Source organism: Hylemonella sp. GW821-FHT10B10, assembly GCF_059415585.1.
This window is the reverse complement of sequence record NZ_JBWKNN010000001.1, coordinates 1,745,898-1,761,468: the sequence shown is the minus strand read 5'-3', so window position 1 is coordinate 1,761,468 and position 15,571 is coordinate 1,745,898. Positions and strand designations below refer to the sequence as shown.

At 65.8% G+C, this 15,571-nt stretch carries 13 protein-coding genes and 1 other RNA gene; 13 read left to right on the top strand and 1 reads right to left on the bottom strand.

Features of this window, described 5'->3' with window-relative positions; all coding sequences use genetic code 11:
• Window positions 1-75: 75 nt before the first annotated feature.
• The 4 genes from AC07NT_RS08555 to AC07NT_RS08540 are packed head-to-tail and all read left to right on the top strand — an operon-like array spanning window position 76 to window position 7,370.
• Window positions 76-2,559 carry a PD-(D/E)XK nuclease family protein gene (locus tag AC07NT_RS08555; protein ID WP_498596879.1) on the top strand — a complete coding sequence of 828 codons (2,484 nt, stop codon included), beginning with the start codon at window positions 76-78 and terminating at the stop codon, window positions 2,557-2,559.
• Window positions 2,556-5,789: a UvrD-helicase domain-containing protein gene (locus AC07NT_RS08550; RefSeq protein WP_498596880.1), complete on the top strand. Its 3,234-nt coding sequence runs from the start codon at window positions 2,556-2,558 to the stop codon at window positions 5,787-5,789. Before AC07NT_RS08555 ends, AC07NT_RS08550 begins: the two co-directional genes overlap by 4 nt.
• Window positions 5,786-7,117, top strand: coding sequence for a TIGR03862 family flavoprotein (locus AC07NT_RS08545; protein ID WP_498596881.1), 1,332 nt, complete (start codon window positions 5,786-5,788; stop codon window positions 7,115-7,117). The genes AC07NT_RS08550 and AC07NT_RS08545 overlap by 4 nt, the downstream gene beginning before the upstream one ends.
• A 7-nt stretch (window positions 7,118-7,124) precedes the next feature.
• Entirely contained in the window at window positions 7,125-7,370 is a 246-nt protein-coding gene (locus AC07NT_RS08540; RefSeq protein WP_498596882.1) for a hypothetical protein, read from the top strand.
• Between the two features lie 86 nt (window positions 7,371-7,456).
• Here AC07NT_RS08540 and ffs read toward each other — a convergent pair.
• Window positions 7,457-7,553, bottom strand: an RNA gene (gene ffs, locus AC07NT_RS08535) — signal recognition particle sRNA small type.
• 75 nt (window positions 7,554-7,628) lie between these two features.
• Between ffs and AC07NT_RS08530 the strand changes: the two genes are divergently transcribed.
• The 9 genes from AC07NT_RS08530 (at window position 7,629) to AC07NT_RS08490 (ending at window position 15,570) form a co-directional block, all read left to right on the top strand.
• Window positions 7,629-9,017 carry a tetratricopeptide repeat protein gene (locus tag AC07NT_RS08530; protein ID WP_498596883.1) on the top strand — a complete coding sequence of 463 codons (1,389 nt, stop codon included), beginning with the start codon at window positions 7,629-7,631 and terminating at the stop codon, window positions 9,015-9,017.
• A gap of 9 nt (window positions 9,018-9,026) precedes the next feature.
• Window positions 9,027-10,874, top strand: a complete 1,848-nt coding sequence (dnaX, locus tag AC07NT_RS08525) for a DNA polymerase III subunit gamma/tau (protein ID WP_498596884.1) — start codon at window positions 9,027-9,029, stop codon at window positions 10,872-10,874.
• Window positions 10,875-10,882: 8 nt separating this feature from the next.
• Entirely contained in the window at window positions 10,883-11,215 is a 333-nt protein-coding gene (locus tag AC07NT_RS08520; protein WP_498596885.1) for a YbaB/EbfC family nucleoid-associated protein, read from the top strand.
• A gap of 10 nt (window positions 11,216-11,225) precedes the next feature.
• Window positions 11,226-11,816, top strand: coding sequence for a recombination mediator RecR (recR, locus tag AC07NT_RS08515; RefSeq protein ID WP_498596886.1), 591 nt, complete (start codon window positions 11,226-11,228; stop codon window positions 11,814-11,816).
• Window positions 11,817-11,875: 59 nt separating this feature from the next.
• The gene (locus AC07NT_RS08510; protein ID WP_498596887.1) at window positions 11,876-12,289 is read left to right on the top strand and encodes an MAPEG family protein; all 414 of its coding nucleotides are present in this window, start codon (window positions 11,876-11,878) and stop codon (window positions 12,287-12,289) included.
• Between the two features lie 136 nt (window positions 12,290-12,425).
• The gene (locus AC07NT_RS08505; protein WP_498596888.1) at window positions 12,426-13,472 is read left to right on the top strand and encodes an ABC transporter substrate-binding protein; all 1,047 of its coding nucleotides are present in this window, start codon (window positions 12,426-12,428) and stop codon (window positions 13,470-13,472) included.
• 88 nt (window positions 13,473-13,560) lie between these two features.
• Window positions 13,561-14,118 carry a hypothetical protein gene (locus AC07NT_RS08500; RefSeq protein ID WP_498596889.1) on the top strand — a complete coding sequence of 186 codons (558 nt, stop codon included), beginning with the start codon at window positions 13,561-13,563 and terminating at the stop codon, window positions 14,116-14,118.
• The gene (locus tag AC07NT_RS08495; protein WP_498596890.1) at window positions 14,115-14,735 is read left to right on the top strand and encodes a hypothetical protein; all 621 of its coding nucleotides are present in this window, start codon (window positions 14,115-14,117) and stop codon (window positions 14,733-14,735) included. Before AC07NT_RS08500 ends, AC07NT_RS08495 begins: the two co-directional genes overlap by 4 nt.
• Before the next feature lie 13 nt (window positions 14,736-14,748).
• Window positions 14,749-15,570, top strand: a complete 822-nt coding sequence (locus AC07NT_RS08490) for an ABC transporter ATP-binding protein (RefSeq protein WP_498596891.1) — start codon at window positions 14,749-14,751, stop codon at window positions 15,568-15,570.
• The last annotated feature ends 1 nt before the right edge of the window (window position 15,571 follow it).

Here is a 15,571-nt window from a genome sequence, read left to right as displayed (position 1 = left end):
GGCTACAGTTGCGGCATTGTGACAGAAACCACGGATTTTCGTTGGCAGCAGGGGCTTGCCGGCATCGAGGCCCACATGCGCGCACGCGGCGCTCACCCGGCCCGCACCGTGGTCCTGCTGCCCTACGCGCAGCTCATGCCGCAGGCCGCCCGCCTGTGGGCACAGACCCATCCTGACGGCTTTGCGCCGCGTTTCGAGACCACGCAGAACTGGTGTCGCAGCCTGGGTGGATTCAGCCCCTCGCCAACCGATCTGAGCTTTGATGCCTCGCTCGACGTGTTGACGGCGCATGCCCTGCTGGAGCAGGCCGGCCTAGGGGCCCGTGCCGAGGCGGCCACGCCCCTTTTGCTGGAAGCTGCGCAGCAACTGGGGCCTCTGGCAGCGGCCGTGCCGCCGGCGCAGCGCGCCGCCTGGGGTGTGCGGGCCCGCAGCGCGGCCGCCACCGGCATGGAGGCTGGCGCGCTGGCCCTGGAAGCGGCCGTGACCCAGCTGGCCGTGGCCTGGGCCGCAAATTCTTCCTATCCCAGTGATGTACTTTTTGAATCGCGGGTGATGGAGGCGACCGACTGTTTGATCGCCGTACCCGGTTTCCAGCCCGATCCCCTGCCTGCCGCCCTGCAATCTGTCTGGGGTGAGCGCATGGCCGTGTTGCCACTTGAGGATACTGCCGCAACGGGCACCGTGCCGGCCCTGCACTGCGCGTGTGACGCGCAAGACGAAGCCCAGCGCGCCGCGGCCTGTGTGCTGAGGCACGTGCAGGCGGGGCGCACGCCGGCGGCGCTGGTGGTCACGGACCGGGCGCTCACGCGCCGTGTGCGTGCCATGCTGGCCAGCCAGGGCGTGCAGATCCGTGATGAAACCGGCTGGAAGCTTTCCACCAGCCGCGCCGGTGCCCAGCTCATGGGGGCCCTGCGTGCCTGCGCCTGGAACGCCGCCACTGACGTGGTGCTGGACTGGCTCAAGAATGCCCCGGCCTTCGAGGCACTGGCGGTGCGCCAACTTGAAACCGGCCTGCGCCGCCAGCCTCAGCGTGCCTGGCGCAATGTGCCGGGCACGCTGGACGAGCGCGAGCAGCCCGCCTTGATCACTCTGTTGGCCGAGGTGGAGGCCTTGCGCGAGCCCTTGCAGCGCGGGCGCACCCTGGCCTTGTGGTTGCCCGCCCTGCGAGAGCTGTTGCAGCGCACCGGCCAATGGGACCTGCTGCAGGACGACGTGGCCGGCGACACGGTGCTGTCCGCCTTGCGGCTGGCCGAGGGTGGGGCCACGCTGCCGCCCGATGCGCTGTGGGCACGTCGGCGTCTTTCACTGTCCGAGTTCACGCACTGGGTTGACCAGGTGCTGGAGGCCCAGAGCTTCAAGCCGGAGTACCCCCTGCACGAACAGGTGGTCATCCTGCCACTGGCGCAGATGCTGGGGCGGTCTTTTGCTGCGGCCGTACTGCCCGGCTGTGACGAGGTGCGTCTGAACCCCTCGCCCGAGCCGCCCGGTCTGTGGACCTCTTCGCAGCGTGCGGCCTTGGGGCTGCCGACGCGTGAGGTATTGGATGCTGCCCTGCGCGCGGCCTGGCACTACGCCCTGTCCATGCCGCGGGTCGACCTGCTCTGGCGCAGCAATGACGACGGGGGAGAACCCTTGTTGCCAAGTACGCTGGTACAGCAAATACGGCTTGCATCGGGCGACGGCCCAGCCGAGGACCCACGCGACAGGCGTGAGCTGCTGGCTGCGCCGGTGCTGCGCCCGCTGCCGGTGGCACCGCAACTGGGGGTGACACGTTTGTCGGCCAGTGCCTACCAGGACCTGCGCCACTGTCCTTACCGTTTCTTCGCGCTGCGCCAGCTGGGCCTGAAGGAGGCCGAGGAGATCGAGGGTGAACTCGACAAGCGCGACTTCGGTCTCTGGCTGCACGCTGTGCTCAAGGCCTTTCACGATGCGCTTCTGCAAGATGCTGTGTCGGGTCTTGAGGAGCGGCGTGCCCTGCTGGATGCCGCCGCCCGGCAAGTGACCGAAACCCAGCGCCTGGCGGAGGATGAATTCCTGCCTTTCCAGGCTGCCTGGCCGCGCGTGCGCGAGGGCTACCTCGATTGGCTGGGCAAGCACGAAGCATCAGGTCTGCAGTTTGCAGAAGGCGAGCGTGATGCATCACAGGCGCTGGGCACACTCATGCTGGTGGGCCGGCTGGACCGCGTCGACCGCGGCGCAGCGGACGAGGTCATGGTGATCGACTACAAGACCGAGCCGCAGGGCGTCACGCGGGAGCGCATCAAGACGCCGCTGGAGGACACCCAGCTGGCCTTCTATGCCGCGCTGTTGCCACAGGACACGCTGCGTGCAGCCTACGTCAATGTAGGTGAGAAGGATGGCACGCGGGCATTCGAGCAGGACGATGTGGTGGAGGTGCGCGATGCGCTGATCCACGGCATCGTGCACGACCTGCAGCGCATCGCCGAAGGGGCGGCCCTGCCGGCCCTGGGTGAGGGCGCTGTCTGCGAGTTCTGCGCGGCACGTGGTCTGTGTCGCAAGGACTTCTGGGCCGAAGACCTCGGGGAGGGCGCCCGATGACCCAGCCCGCCTACGAACTCAATAACCATCCCGTCAGTCGCGCAGACTTCTACAGGATCGCCTGCGACCCGAAGCGCAGCGTCGCGGTGGAGGCCTGCGCCGGCGCCGGCAAGACCTGGATGCTGGTCTCGCGCATCTTGCGCGCTTTGCTCGAAGGCACGGAACCGCACGAGATCCTGGCCATCACCTTTACCAAGAAGGCGGCCGGCGAAATGCGCCAGCGCCTGATGGAGTGGCTCGAAAAGTTCGCGCACGAAAGTGATGTGCAGTTGCAGGAAGAGCTGCGCGTTCGCGGTGTCGATGCGGCCCAGATTCCCGAGCTTGTCGAACCGCTGCGTCAACTCTATGGGCAGCTGCTCGCCCAGGGAAGACCGGTGCAGATCCGTACCTTTCACAGCTGGTTTGCCGCGCTGCTGCGCAACGCGCCATTTTCCGTGTTGGAAACCCTGGGCCTGCCGGCAGGCTACGAATTGCTGGAAGACGACACGCAGGCGGTCGCCCAGGTCTGGCGCCCCTTCCATGCGCGTCTGCTGAAAGTGGCCGAGGCGCGGCAAGACTACGAGGCTGTGGTGGCCAGCCACGGTCGTTTCCAGACCGAGAGCGCCCTGACCGCCGCCTTGCAACGCCGTGTGGAGTTCATGTTGGCCGATGCACAGGGTGCGGTGATGGCTTCGGTGCCGCATTTCCGTGAGCAGTATCCGGAGTGGGCGGCCTTCGAGGAGCCGCTGGCCGTCCTGCTGGCCGACGGTTCCATGCGCCAGGCTTTGCAGGAGGCTGCGCGTTGGCTGGGCCAGACCAGTCAGGCCACCTTCAGTGCCAAGGGTGTCGAGCTGGAAACGGCCCTGACCAGCGACGACGTTCGAGGGGTACTGGCGGCCCTGCTGACACAGACGGGGAGTCCGCGCAAGTTCAGCGACAAGGTCACGGGCATTGAACAGGTGCGACAGGTCCAGGCGCAAGTGCTGCGTGTGCTGGAGGCGGACATGCAGCACGAAGCCTGGCTGTATCAGCAACGTTTGACGCGACTCGCACGTCTGCTGATCGACGAATACGCCGCCCTCAAGCGCGAACGCGGCTGGGTGGACATGAGCGACGTCGAGCGCGGGGCGCTGCACCTCCTGTCCGACCCGGTGCTGGGCGGCTGGGTGCAGGAGCGGCTGGATGCGCGCACGCGCCACCTGCTGATCGACGAGTTCCAGGACACCAACCCCCTGCAATGGCAGGCCCTGCACGCCTGGCTCAGCGGCTATGCGGGCAGCGGCGGCGGTGGGCAGGCGCCGCGCCTGTTCATCGTGGGCGATCCCAAGCAGAGCATCTACCGCTTCCGCCGCGCCGAGCCTCAGGTCTTTATCGCGGCGCAGACGTTTGTGCGCGAGCTGGGCGGCGACTTGCTGAGTTGTGACCACACCCGCCGCAATGCGCCTCCCGTGCTGGCCCTGGTAAACCAGGCCATGAGGCAGGCACAGGCGCAGGGTGAGTACGAGGGTTTTCGTGCCCACACCACCGAGTCGGATGCGGCGGGCGGGGTGTTGGCCTTGCCGCAAATCCTGCGGCCTGGCAAGGACGCCAAGGAGGAGGCTGCGCCGACCCTCTGGCGCGACAGCCTGACCCAGCCGCGTGTCACAACCGAAGACACCCTTCGCACCCTGGAATGCCGTCAGGCGGCACGTTGGCTGGCACAAGAGATCGGGCGTGGCCTGCACCCGAAACACATCATGGTGCTGGCGCGCAAGCGCGACCGTCTGGCAGTGATGCAGGAGGAACTGCGCGAGCTGGGCATTCCGGCCCAGCAGGCCGAGAAGAGCGGGCTGGGCGAGGCGCCCGAGGTACAGGACATCGTGGCGCTGCTTGACGCGCTGGTCTCACCCGCACACGATCTCTCACTGGCGCGCGCGCTCCGGTCGCCGCTGTTCGGTGTCAGCGATGCAGATCTGGCTCAGCTGGCCATGCGTCAGCGCGAACTGAAACAGCCTTGGTTCGATCACCTGCTGTCGGGGGAGTGGCTGCCACCGCCCCTGCAAGCCATAGGCCCGCAGTTGCAGCGCTGGAAACGCTGGCTCGACACGCTGCCGCCGCACGATGCGCTGGACGCCATCTACGACGATGGCGACGTGATGGCACGTTTTGTCGCTGCCGCGCCCGCGACCTTGCGCGATGGCATGCACGCCAATCTGCAGGCCCTGCTGGCGGCCGCCTTGCAGGTGGACGGAGCGCGCTATGCCACGCCCTATGCCTTGGTGCGTGCGCTCAAGGCCGGTGGTGTGCCGGCGCCCACACAAGCTGACGCCGATGCCGTGCGCTTGCTGACGGTGCATGGTGCGAAAGGCCTAGAGGCCCAGCTGGTGCTTCTTCTGGACACCGATGCCCCGGCCCAACGTGCCCAGACCATGAGCGTCCTGCTGGATTGGCCGGGCGAGGACGAGGCGCCGCGCAGTTTCATTTTCCTGGCCAGCGAAAGCCGCCTGCCGCCCAGCGTTCGTGACGCCATGGCGGTGGAAGAGCAGGCACGCCGTCGCGAGGAATTGAATGCACTTTATGTGGCGCTGACGCGCGCGCAGCGGCGCTTGGTGCTGTCGTCGGTGCAGCCATACCAGGCCCATGAGGGGAGTTGGTGGCAACGGCTGCAGACAGGTGCTGAACCCGTCGCGGCAGAGGATATGACGGTGGCCCCGGGTGTTGACGCGGCGCAGGCTGCGCAACGCATCGTCCTGCCGGTGTTGCCCAGCCTGTCCGTCGAGACCCGGAAATTTGCTATAAAAAATATAGCTAAACAAGAAACACCTGTCCCGGAAGCCCTGGTGGGCCAGGCCATGCATCGCTTGCTGGAGTGGATCCACCTGGACGCCAGGGGCTGGACACCGGTGCAGGTGCAGCGTACCGCTGCCGAGTTCGGCCTGGACGAAGCGCAGGCTCGCCAGGCCGCAGCCATGGCCATGCGCATCCTGCAGGGCGAAGGGGCCTGGGCATGGCGCGCCAGCGAACTGGCCTGGCAGGGCAACGAGGTGCCGGTGACATTGCAGGGCAGCGTGCGCCGCATCGACCGTCTGGTTCAACGCAAGGACGGAACCTGGTGGGTGCTGGACTACAAGTCGGCGGCACAGCCGCAAGCGCAGGAAGAACTGAAATTGCAGCTGCGTGGCTACCGCGCCGCGGTGCAGGCAGCCAGCCCCGGTGAGACGGTGCGCGCGGCCTTTCTGAGCGCGCAGGGAACTCTGGAAGAAATTGAATGAGCCAAGGCAGCAAGAAGCAAGTGGTGGTGATCGGCGGCGGCCCGGCCGGGCTGATGGCGGCCGAGGTGCTGGTGAGCGCCGGTGTGGCCGTGGACCTGTACGACGCCATGCCTTCGGTGGGCCGCAAGTTCCTGCTGGCCGGCAAGGGCGGTATGAACCTCACCCATTCCGAACCGGCCGACCGGTTTGCCGAGCGTTACGGTACCAGGCGTGCGCAGATCGAGGCTTTGCTGCAGCACTTCGGCGCATTGCAGCTGCGGGCGTGGGCGCAGGGTCTGGGCATCGATACCTTTGTCGGTAGTTCGGGTCGAGTGTTCCCCAAGGACATGAAGGCCGCACCCCTGTTGCGCGCCTGGCTGCAGCGCCTGCGCCATCCGGCGCGGGTTGGCCCGGGAGTGGCCTTCCATATGCGACATCGCTGGACCGGCTGGGCGCAGGATGGCCGCACGCTGCGTTTTGAGTCGCCCGAGGGTGAGGTGCTGGTGCAGGCCGATGCGCTGGTGCTGGCCCTGGGCGGCGGCAGTTGGGCGCGGCTGGGCTCCAATGGGGCCTGGGTGCCGCTGCTGGCTGCCCGTGGTGTGGCGGTGGCGCCCTTGCTACCGTCGAATTGCGGTTTCGACGTGAGTGCGCAGCGGGTGCTGCCGCCCCAGGGGCAGGTGTTGCCTGTGCAGGCCGTGCTGCCGCGCGTCGGCTGGAGCGAGTTCTTCGCGAGCCGTTATGCGGGTCAGCCCTTCAAGACCGTCTCCATCTCATGCACCGATGCACAAGGGCAGATCTTCCAGCGCAAGGGCGAGTTCGTCGCCACGGCCACGGGTGTAGAAGGCAGCCTGGTCTACGCGGCCTCCAGCCTGCTGCGCGAGGAGATCATCCGCACGGGCCACGCGACGCTGGCGCTGGACCTGTTGCCCGACATGTCGCCCGAACGAGTGCTGGCCGAGGTGTCGCACCCGCGCGGCTCGCGTTCGCTGTCCAGCCACCTCAAGAGCCGTCTCGGCATCGAGGGCATCAAGGCGGCCGTCCTGCACGAGCTGCTGGGCAAGGAAGAGATGCACGACAACGCTGCGCTGGCGCGCGCCATCAAGGCCTTGCCGCTGCAGCTGGTGGCGGCACGGCCGATCGACGAGGCCATCAGCAGTGCCGGTGGCGTGCTCTTCGAGGTGCTGAACGCCGACCTGATGTGCGAGGCCCTGCCGGGTGTGTTCTGTGCGGGCGAGATGCTGGATTGGGAAGCGCCGACGGGCGGGTATCTGCTGACGGCCTGTTTTGCCAGTGGCAAGCGGGCCGGCGAAGGGGCACTGCGTTATCTGGTTTCCTCATCCCCTGCTTAGGACAGACATGCCCGCCAACGAAATCAAGGTCACAACGGCAGGAGTCGTTGCCGGCAAGGAGTTGCTGATCCCCACGGGTGAGCAGGGGCCGACCCTTCCCCATGTCCAGGACTGGGTGACCAGCCGGCTCAAGGCGAAGTCACCCGTGAAGGATGTCAGTGCTGCCGTGCTGGTGAAAGGCATCAAGCAGTGGGCGGCCTACGAGGAAAAATCGGGGGGCAAGAAGATCAGAACTGTCTTCAAGATCACCTAGACCGGGAGTCGCGTGTGATCGACAAGGAAGCTCAACCGGCCCCGAGCATCTGGCAAGCCGCATGGAACTTCGCTTCGAAAGAATAAGGTGACGGACCTGGATCCTGGCACTGACTCCACAGTTAGGGCTGCTTGGTTCCCCACCTGACCCGGTTGGCCGCTTCACCATGCAGGGAGGCCCGTCACTTCCTATTGTAAGGGCTGGGAGCCAGGCTTCAAGGCGAACAGCAGTAATAAAGACACGCTGTAACCTATGCGCATGAGTGTGGTTTCTGCTGTTGATTTGTTCTACCAAGGTTCCGAACACCTGCAGGCGGGTGATGCCGAGCAGGCCGAAGCCTGCTGGCGGGCCGCGCTGGCGCTGGACCCGCAACTGGCCGAGGCCCATGCCAACCTGGCTTATCTGCATGACGAGCGTGGCGAATGGGACTTGGCCGAGGCCTGTTATCGGCGTGCGCTCGAACTCCAGCCGGACCACGCACAGCTGTACCTGAACTTCGGCACCCTGCTGGCGGGCCGCAAGCGCCTAGCCGAGGCCGAGGCGGCTTACATCCGCGCCATTGAGCTGGAGCCGCAGACCGCCAGCGGCTGGTCCAACCTGGGCGGGTTGTATGCGGGCATGAAACGCGATGCCGAGGCCGAGCTCTGCTGTCGCCAGGCGTTGGTACGCGAGCCGGAGCACGCCAAAGCTCGTTTCAATCTGGCCTATGTGCTGCTACGCCAGGGGCGTTATGAGGAAGGCTGGCCCTGCCTGGAGGCGCGTGCCTGGTATGCCGCGCTGCAGGCGCAGCTCCAGTGTCCGCGCTGGGCAGGGGAGTCTCTGGAAGGCAAATCCCTGCTGATCGGGCCCGAGGCCGGTTACGGCGACATGATTCAGTTCGTGCGTTATGCGCCCCTGCTCAAGGCAGGTGGCGCGGCACGCATCACCGTGCTGTGCCCGCCCGCGCTCAAGCCCTTGCTGCTCACGTTGCAGGGCGTGGACGCCGTGCTGGCCTGGGACGAGCCCATGCCGGCCGAGGGCTGGGATTGCTGGACGCCCTTGCTGAGCATTCCCTTGTATTGCGGCACACGAGTCGAGAGCATTCCCGCTGCGCTGCCTTATCTGCGGGTCTTGCCGGAGCGTCGCAACCGTTGGCAGGCATGCCTGCCAGCCGAGGGTCTGCGGGTCGGACTGGTCTGGAAAGGCAACCCGCGTTTCGAGAACGACGCGGACCGCTCCCTGCCGGGGCTGGAGCTGCTGGCGCCGCTGGGCGCGGTGGCCGGTGTGCGTTTCATCAGCCTGCAGAAAGGTGAGGGCGAAGATCAGGCGCGGTTCCCGCCGCCGGGCCTGTCCCTGCTGCACCTGGGCTCGGAGATCGAAGACTTTGCAGACACGGCCGCCATCGTGGCCGGGCTGGACCTGGTGATCTGCGTGGACACGGCCGTGGCCCATCTGGCCGGCGCGCTGGGCCGGCCCTGTTGGGTGCTGCTGCCGCACTACAAGACCGACTGGCGCTGGCTTGAGGACCGCAGTGATACGCCCTGGTACCCAGGCCTGCTGCGCCTGTTCCGCCAGGGGCCGGGGCAGGACTGGGCGTCCGTGGTGGAAGAGGTCCGCTTGTCGCTGGCGGATTGGGCAGCCTCCGGGGCGGGCTCTCGCACACCTTAGAATCGCCGCATGTCCTATCTCGTGCTCGCGCGCAAATACCGGCCGAAAAGCTTCACCGAAATGGTGGGGCAGGAGCACGTGGTGCGGGCGCTGGGCAATGCGCTGCAGACGGGGCGCCTGCACCACGCCTATCTGTTTACCGGTACGCGCGGCGTGGGCAAGACCACGGTCTCGCGCATCCTGGCCAAATCGCTCAACTGCGTGGGCCCGGACGGATCAGGCGGTATCACCGACCAGCCTTGCGGCGTCTGCCAGGCCTGCACGGACATTGATGCCGGTCGTTTTGTCGACTACACCGAACTCGACGCCGCGTCCAACCGCGGCGTGGACGAGGTCCAGGCCCTGCTGGAGCAGGCGGTCTACAAGCCGGTGCAGGGACGCTTCAAGGTCTTCATGATCGACGAAGTCCACATGTTGTCGAACACGGCCTTCAACGCGATGCTGAAGACGCTGGAAGAGCCGCCCGAGTACCTCAAGTTCGTGCTGGCCACGACCGACCCGCAGAAGGTGCCGGTCACCGTGCTGTCGCGCTGCCTGCAGTTCAACCTGCGGCCCATGGCGCCTGAGACGGTGCTGGAGCACCTGGTCAAGGTGCTGGCAGCCGAGAATGTGCCGGCCGAGCCGCCGGCGCTGCGCCTGCTGGCGCGCGCGGCACGTGGCTCCATGCGCGATGCGCTGTCCCTGACCGACCAGGCCATTGCCTTTGGTTCGGGCCAGCTGGAATTGGACACGGTGCGCCAGATGCTGGGCAGCGTGGACCGCTCGCACGTGTTCAAGCTCATCGATGCGCTGGCCAGAGGCGACGGCAAGACCGTGGTGGAAAGCTCGGAGAACCTGCGTGTCAACGGCCTGAGCGCCGCTTCCACGCTGGAGGAGATGAGCGTGGTGCTGCAGCGCATGGCCGTGCTGCAGGCCGTGCCCGACAGTGCTGATGAATCCGATCCCGACGCGGCTGAAACTGCGCGCCTGGCGGCCCTGCTGCCGGCCGACGAAACCCAGCTGCTCTACAGCCTGTGTCTGCACGGTCGTGGCGAATTGGGCCTGGCGCCCGACGAATATGCGGCGCTGACCATGGTGCTGCTGCGCCTGCTGGCCTTTAAACCTGGTGCCACCGGGTCGGCTGAAAAAAAAACACTGAAATCGCCTGAGGTCGCTTCGCGGCCCCAGCCTGTGGCGACGGCAGCACAGGCTGCCGCACCGAGGCCCGTGCCCCCTGTGCCTGCGCCGCCCGTGGCCGCGCGCCCTATTGCGGCGTCTGTGCCATCCCCGGTTCGGCCTGCCGGCGGCACGCCGCCGGGCCAGGTCCTGTCCGTGGTGGATGACGAACATCCCGTGCAGCCAGCCAGGCCGATGACGGCCGTTCAGGCCGCCCAGGTCGTGGCCGTGCCCGTACGGGTGGCGCCTGAATCTCGGGCCGACGCCCCTGTACCCGGCGCGACCCAGGGCTCGCCCCTTGTGCCGACCGAGGAGGGCGGCTATTGGCACCAAGTGGTGCGCGGACTCATCGCCAGCGAGGCCGTGACCGCTCTGGTGCGGGAACTGGCCCTGCAGTCGCAGCTGGTGGCGCGCGACAGCGACCAGTGGCTGCTGCGTGTGGAGCGCGAGTCGCTGAATTCGGCCTCGAGCCGCGAGCGTCTGCAAGCGGCCCTGCAAGCCGCTGGTCACGCTGTGACCCTGGCCGTGGAGATTGGCCGCGTGGGTGACAGCCCGGCCAAGCGCAATGCTGCCATCGCAGAAGAGAAACAGCAGGCCGCAGAAAAACTGATTTACGAAGATCCCTTCGTGCAAACCATGATGCGTGACTTCGGCGCGAAAATCGTGCCTGGCAGCATCAAGCCCATCGACAACAACGCTTAAGGAACGCCATGTTCAACAAAGGACAACTCGCCGGCCTCATGAAGCAGGCCCAGGCCATGCAGGACAACCTGAAGAAGGCCCAGGAAGAGCTGGCTTTCATCGAAGTGACAGGTGAATCCGGTTCGGGCATGGTCAAGGTACTCATGACCTGCAAGCACGACGTCAAGCGTGTGACCATCGATCCCAGCCTGCTGTCCGACGACAAGGACATGCTGGAAGACCTGGTGGCGGCGGCTTTCAACGACGCCGTGCGCAAGGCCGAGGAAACCAGCCAGACCAAGATGGGCAAGCTGACGGCCGGGATGCCCGGCCTGCCGGGTGGCATGAAATTCCCGTTCTGATCGCTGACGCGTGTCCAGCGCCCATTCCCTTGACGTTCTGATCCAGGCCCTGCGCCGCTTGCCGGGTGTGGGCGTGAAATCGGCCTCGCGCATGGCTTTTCACCTGCTGCAGCACGACCGTGAAGGCGCGCAACTGCTGTCACGGGCGTTGCAGCAGGCCGCCACCAGCGTGCGCCACTGTACGCGTTGCCACACCTTCAGCGAGGCTGAGATCTGCCCCACCTGCCAGGATCCGGCGCGCGACGCCAGCAAGCTCTGCGTGGTGGAAACCCCGGCCGACCAGATGGCCCTGGAGCGCACCGGTGCCTACAAGGGGCTGTACTACGTGCTCATGGGCAAGCTCAGCCCGCTGGATGGCATCGGTCCACGCGACATAGGCATCAAGACCCTGCTGGAGCGGGCCAGCGACGGCACGGTGCGCGAGGTCATCCTGGCGACCAACTTCACCGCCGAAGGTGAAGCCACGGCGCATGTGATCGCCGAGGCGCTCAAAGTCCGTGGTGTGGCCTTCACACGGCTGGCGCGTGGCGTGCCCATAGGCAGCGAGCTCGAATACGTGGATCTCGGCACCATCGCCCATGCCCTGGTGGATCGGCGCTAAGGGATAATCCGCCGCAGTTTCCATAAGCCACCGACACTTATTCTTCTGTCCTCAACATCATGACTTTTGCCCGCTTCACCCTGGCCTACTGGTGTGTCCTGATCGTCGCGCTGCTGCCCATCATCTGCTCCTGGATCGCCAAGTCGGGCATGCAAGGCAGGCCTCGGCGCGAAGGCGGTTTTGACAACGACAACCCGCGTGCCTGGCTGGCCCAGCAGACCGACTGGCGGGCGCGCGCGAACGCGGCACAGAAGAACAGCTTCGAGGTGCTGCCCTTTTTCATCGGCGCGGTCATCATTGCGCACCAGCTGGGCGCCCATCAGGCCCGGCTGGATGTGCTGGCTTTCCTATTTGTCTTCCTGCGTCTGATCTACATCATGGCCTACGTCGCGGGCATGGGCACGGCCCGGTCGGTGGTCTGGGGCGCGGGCCTCCTTGTGAACATTGCCATCTTTTTCCTCGGTTATCACTGAGCCTGGACCGGCGGTCCCCCTCTCAAGGCCTCGCTTTTAGGTGTAAACCCGCTCGGGATGTTTCCTGATGCGGGTTTTTTTGCGCCTTGATAGGCTGGAAACATCAAGATCGTTTGTGTTTCGGGAGTTGTTAAAAATGTCCACCCAACCCATCAACCGTCGTGTGTTCACGGCCGGCGCTGCGCTGGCGGCCGCCACGCTGGCCGCACCAGCCCTGCGCGCCCAGAACAAGCTGGAAAAGACCCAGGTGGCCATCGCCGTCGGTGGCAAGGCCTCCTTCTACTATCTGCCGCTCACGCTGGCCGAGCAACTGGGCTATTTCAAGGCAGAGGGGCTGGAGGTCGAGATCAGCGATTTTGCCGGCGGCGCGCGCGCGTTGCAGGCCGTGGTGGGCGGTTCGGCCGACGTGGTCAGTGGCGCCTACGAGCACACCATCAACCTGCAAAACAAGGGCCAGATGTTCCAGGCCTTCGTGCTGCAGGGCCGTGCGCCTCAGATCGCGCTGGGCATTTCCAATAAGACCCTGGCCGGCTACAAGTCGGTTGCCGACCTCAAGGGCAAGAAGATCGGCGTGACGGCACCGGGTTCTTCCACGAACATGATGGCCAATATGGTGCTGGCGCGCGCCGGCATCAAGGCTGGCGACGTGAGCTTCATAGGTGTGGGCACCGCGGCCGGGGCGTTGACCGCGCTGCGCTCGGGCCAGATCGATGCCATCTGCAATATCGATCCAGTCATGACCATGCTGGAGCAGAAGGGCGACGTGCGCATTGTTTTCGACACGCGCACGCTCAAGGGGACGCGCGAGGTCTTCGGCGGCCCCATGCCGGCGGGGTGCCTGTACGCGCCCATGGAGTTCCTGCAGAAGAACCCCAACACGGCTCAGGCGCTGACCAATGCCATCGTGCACGGTCTCAAATGGCTGCAGACGGCCGGTCCCGGTGACATCATCAAGACCGTGCCCGAGTCCTATCTGCTGGGCGATCGCGGCCTCTACCTGGCTTCCTTCGACAAGGTACGCGAGTCGATCGCACTCGACGGTGTCTTCCCCGAAGAGGGCAGCAAGACGGCCCTGCGCGCCCTGGCCAGCTTTGACGATACGCTCAAGGTGGACAAGATCGACCTGGCCAAGACCTACACCAATCTGTATGCGGCCCGGGCCAAGGCCCGTTTCAAGGCCTGAGGGCCGGGGTGCCGGTTTCGCGTATGCTGCGGTCCGGCGCAGGGTTTGCGCCCTTCTCATCGTCATGACCCTCAGAAGCCGAAACATCATGATCCGTCATTTGCAAAGCATCGGTTTGCTCGCTGCTTCTCTCGTTTTAGCAGCCTGCGGCAGCGGCTCCATCGGGCCCGAGCGCGACATCAACGATCCGACCAATTCCCTGGTTTTTGCCTTCGTCGACATGTCCGAAGCGCCGACCAAGATAGACGGTGCCAGCCTCAAACCCCAGGGCGAGGAAGGCTACTGGCACATGGGTGTGGCCAAGGATGGCCAGTTGCTGACGCAGTCCTACCTGCCGCCTGGGGCTTACCAGCTCGCCACGCTGCAGGGTTCTGGCTTCTTTGCCGGCAACAACGTCTACCGTTTTCCCACCTATGGCCGCAACGAGACGGCCCTGCGCATCCAGAAGCCCGGCATCTACTTCATGGGTTCCTACCGCTATGTGAAGGTCAAGACCGGTGTGTTCGAGGCCAGCAAGTTCGCCATCGAACGCATCAACACACCCACAGAGCTTGAGCTGCTGCAACGCATCCAGAAAGAGGATTGGGTGAAGGGAACGCAGTGGGAGGCCCGTCTGCGCAACCGCATCGCGGAGCTCAGGAAGTGAGGCTGGGCAGGCTGCTGGTCGGGGCCGGGGCGCTGTTGCTCTTGTCGGCCTGTGTGCCCACCAGCCGCATCCAGGCGGTCGAGAAGCTGGCCGATGTCCCCGCGGGTGAAGCCGTGCTGGTCGGTCGCATCGAACTCGACCCGCCACTCAAGCCTGGTGAGCAGAAGCTCAGCGAGCGTTATGCGGAGTACGAACGCCTGGCGCTGGTGATCGTGGGTGATGAACCGCGTGAGATGGACAGCCTGAGCCTGGGTGATCTGAAGCGACGCATCAACGCGCCTTTCGGCCAGCACTTCTTCGTCAACCATCCGGCGCAGCCTTTTTACATCCTCAAGTCCTGGGTCGTGATGTACGCCAAGGTCGAAGTCCGCTCAGGCAATTCGTCGGCGCCGGGCGATGCGACCGCGCCCCTGCACGGCCTGTTCCGTGTCGATGCGCGCCCTGGCGACAAGGCGGTCTATATCGGCACCATCCGCTACCAACGCGACGAGTTCTTCGGCACGACCAAGGTCATGGTACGTGACGATTACGCCAGCGCCAACGCGGAGTTCCAGCGCCGCTTTGGCAAAAGCACGAGCTTGCGCAAGTCGCTGGCCGTGCCGGTGGTCCTTCCCTGATATCCCTGAACGCATGACCACGGGCTCTCACCACGCGCTGGAACTGCTGGGCATCACCTGCGCCTTCGCGGCTCCCGACGGCGGACCGTCCTACACGGCCGTGGCCGATACCACCCTGCGGGTGGCGGCCGGCGAGTTCGTCTCCGTGGTCGGCCCCACAGGCTGCGGCAAGTCCACCCTGCTCAACGTGGGCGCGGGCCTGTTGGCGCCCAGCGCGGGTGAGGTGCGCGTGTTCGGCGAAGCGCTGCGGGGACTGAATCGCCGCGCAGGCTACATGTTCCAGACCGATGCCTTGCTGCCCTGGCGCAGCGCGCTGGACAACGTGATGCTGGGCCTGCAGTACCGTGGCGTGCCGCCGGCCGAGGCCCGCGCGCAGGCGCAGGACTGGCTGGCGCGGGTCGGACTGGCCGGTTTTGGTGACCGTTACCCGCACCAGCTTTCGGGGGGCATGCGCAAGCGCACGGCCCTGGCCCAGACACTGGTGCTGGACCCGGACATCATTCTCATGGACGAACCCTTCAGCGCGCTGGACATCCAGACCCGCCAGCTGATGGAAGACGAGGTGCTGGAACTCTGGAGCGCCAAGAAGAAGGCGGTGCTGTTCATCACGCACGACCTGGATGAGGCCATCGCCATGAGTGACCGTGTGGTGGTGCTGTCGGCCGGGCCGGCCACGCGCCCGATCGGCGAGTTCAGCATCGACCTGGCGCGTCCACGCAATGTGGCCGAGGTGCGGGCGACGCCGCGCTTCATCGAGCTGCATACGCAGATCTGGGGTGTGTTGCGCGAAGAGGTACTCAAGGGCTACCAGCAGCAATTGAAGAAGGCGGCCTGAG